Annotated in this window: 2 protein-coding genes and 1 pseudogene; 2 read left to right on the forward strand and 1 reads right to left on the reverse strand. The window is 50.4% G+C overall.

All coding sequences use genetic code 11. The features are described from left to right. The first annotated feature begins 115 nt into the window (after positions 1–115). Both aph(3'')-Ib and HHA42_RS13205 read left to right on the forward strand, forming a co-directional pair. Complete coding sequence (aph(3'')-Ib, locus tag HHA42_RS13200; protein WP_001082319.1) at positions 116–919, forward strand: aminoglycoside O-phosphotransferase APH(3'')-Ib; 804 nt, start codon at positions 116–118, stop codon at positions 917–919. Next, positions 919–1,755: an aminoglycoside O-phosphotransferase APH(6)-Id gene (locus HHA42_RS13205; protein WP_000480968.1), complete on the forward strand. Its 837-nt coding sequence runs from the start codon at positions 919–921 to the stop codon at positions 1,753–1,755. The genes aph(3'')-Ib and HHA42_RS13205 overlap by 1 nt, the downstream gene beginning before the upstream one ends. Before the next feature lie 130 nt (positions 1,756–1,885). On the opposite strand, the pseudogene HHA42_RS13215 reads toward HHA42_RS13205, so the two are convergent. Further along, a pseudogene (locus tag HHA42_RS13215) lies at positions 1,886–2,872 on the reverse strand (DUF4113 domain-containing protein); the annotation flags it as partial. Positions 2,873–3,011: the final 139 nt, after the last annotated feature.

Below are 3,011 nucleotides of genomic sequence, written 5' to 3' on the forward strand. Positions count from 1 at the left end.
AAATAAGGTAGCTTAACTAGAGCAGAGTATCACTTATAAATAAGCTTTTAGTTGTTCAAACAAGTGGGACCACCTCTCACCTCCGCGCTTCATCAGAAAACTGAAGGAACCTCCATTGAATCGAACTAATATTTTTTTTGGTGAATCGCATTCTGACTGGTTGCCTGTCAGAGGCGGAGAATCTGGTGATTTTGTTTTTCGACGTGGTGACGGGCATGCCTTCGCGAAAATCGCACCTGCTTCCCGCCGCGGTGAGCTCGCTGGAGAGCGTGACCGCCTCATTTGGCTCAAAGGTCGAGGTGTGGCTTGCCCCGAGGTGATCAACTGGCAGGAGGAACAGGAGGGTGCATGCTTGGTGATAACGGCAATTCCGGGAGTACCGGCGGCTGATCTGTCTGGAGCGGATTTGCTCAAAGCGTGGCCGTCAATGGGGCAGCAACTTGGCGCTGTTCACAGCCTATCGGTTGATCAATGTCCGTTTGAGCGCAGGCTGTCGCGAATGTTCGGACGCGCCGTTGATGTGGTGTCCCGCAATGCCGTCAATCCCGACTTCTTACCGGACGAGGACAAGAGTACGCCGCAGCTCGATCTTTTGGCTCGTGTCGAACGAGAGCTACCGGTGCGGCTCGACCAAGAGCGCACCGATATGGTTGTTTGCCATGGTGATCCCTGCATGCCGAACTTCATGGTGGACCCTAAAACTCTTCAATGCACGGGTCTGATCGACCTTGGGCGGCTCGGAACAGCAGATCGCTATGCCGATTTGGCACTCATGATTGCTAACGCCGAAGAGAACTGGGCAGCGCCAGATGAAGCAGAGCGCGCCTTCGCTGTCCTATTCAATGTATTGGGGATCGAAGCCCCCGACCGCGAACGCCTTGCCTTCTATCTGCGATTGGACCCTCTGACTTGGGGTTGATGTTCATGCCGCCTGTTTTTCCTGCTCATTGGCACGTTTCGCAACCTGTTCTCATTGCGGACACCTTTTCCAGCCTCGTTTGGAAAGTTTCATTGCCAGACGGGACTCCTGCAATCGTCAAGGGATTGAAACCTATAGAAGACATTGCTGATGAACTGCGCGGGGCCGACTATCTGGTATGGCGCAATGGGAGGGGAGCAGTCCGGTTGCTCGGTCGTGAGAACAATCTGATGTTGCTCGAATATGCCGGGGAGCGAATGCTCTCTCACATCGTTGCCGAGCACGGCGACTACCAGGCGACCGAAATTGCAGCGGAACTAATGGCGAAGCTGTATGCCGCATCTGAGGAACCCCTGCCTTCTGCCCTTCTCCCGATCCGGGATCGCTTTGCAGCTTTGTTTCAGCGGGCGCGCGATGATCAAAACGCAGGTTGTCAAACTGACTACGTCCACGCGGCGATTATAGCCGATCAAATGATGAGCAATGCCTCGGAACTGCGTGGGCTACATGGCGATCTGCATCATGAAAACATCATGTTCTCCAGTCGCGGCTGGCTGGTGATAGATCCCGTCGGTCTGGTCGGTGAAGTGGGCTTTGGCGCCGCCAATATGTTCTACGATCCGGCTGACAGAGACGACCTTTGTCTCGATCCTAGACGCATTGCACAGATGGCGGACGCATTCTCTCGTGCGCTGGACGTCGATCCGCGTCGCCTGCTCGACCAGGCGTACGCTTATGGGTGCCTTTCCGCAGCTTGGAACGCGGATGGAGAAGAGGAGCAACGCGATCTAGCTATCGCGGCCGCGATCAAGCAGGTGCGACAGACGTCATACTAGATATCAAGCGACTTCTCCTATCCCCTGGGAACACATCAATCTTACCGGAGAATATCGTTGGCCAAAGCCTTAGCGTAGGATTTCGCCCTCTCCCGCAAACGACCCCGTTAATTTAAATAAGTGCATGTTTTTATCCTACTCTTGGTAAGTCAGACCATTTGGTTAAATACGAAGGTGATCTAAGGTTTTGATTCATGTGCCATGTGGCTTCTTTATTGTTGGCAATGCCTAGCGTGACGAGATTCTTCCCAAACCGTTCACTGATGGCTTCGATGGCATCTGAAAGCCTTTCTCGCTCTTGCTTATGTGAATAGTCCGTGAATAGATCGGGCACAAACTTGGATTGATCTGTAATTTCGAGCAGCACGATTCCCGCCTTTTTATACTTAAAGCCTTTCTTAAATATCTGATCGATGCCTTTCATCGCGGCCTTGGTGATGAGCAGTAGATCATCCGTATGCTCATGCATTTGAACGACGATGTAAGGCGAGTAGCGCTCTGTCTTATCAAAGCGACCGGTTTGGATATACACGCCGATCATCTTGCAGATTGAGCCATCTTCCCGCATTCGTTTCACGGCTCTGGCCACATAAAGCCGAACCGAAGCTTTAATGTCATCCATTTCATACACTGGGTTGCCATATGAACGGCTGCTGATGATTTGCTTCTTCGCTACAGTATCATCACTAAGGTCAATACAAGAAAGGCCCTGTAGCTCAAGCACCGTCTTTTCCATCACGATACTAAACTGCTTTTTGATTTCTTTAGGATTGGCATTGATCAGATCCAGCACAGATTGAACACCCATAGTATTGAGCTTCTTACAGTTCTGTCTGCCTACGCCCCAAACCTCAGACACATCAACCTGCGCGAGTAGCGTTTCTGTAGAGCATGGGTCCATATGGGCCAGATTACAGACCCCATTGAAGAACTTGTTTTTCTTGGCGAGATGATTGGCAATCTTGGCTTCGGTTTTAGAGCGACCAATTCCAATACAGCAGGGTAGGCCTAACCAACGCCAAGCCTTAGCCCTCATGTCTTGAGCATATACAGTCAGGTCAAATAGATGCTCGTAAGCTGTGAGCTTCAGAAAGCATTCATCAATGGAATAGACCTTGTATCTTGGAGCTTGTAGTGATTAGCTTCCACTATATGCAAATTGTAGAGTTTGTAATAGACTAGGACTTACGCATTGACGGATTCAAAAAAGTATTAAAATACTTTATAAAGTATCTGTGATCAGACGAATTAAACAT

This window comes from Acinetobacter sp. A3, from assembly GCF_012371415.1.
GTDB lineage: Bacteria > Pseudomonadota > Gammaproteobacteria > Pseudomonadales > Moraxellaceae > Acinetobacter.

What these genes read in the sequence shown, in the direction of transcription:
- HHA42_RS13205 (WP_000480968.1), top strand. Translation starts at nt 919, where the DNA reads ATGTTCATGCCGCCTGTTTTTCCTGCTCATTGGCACGTTTCGCAACCT.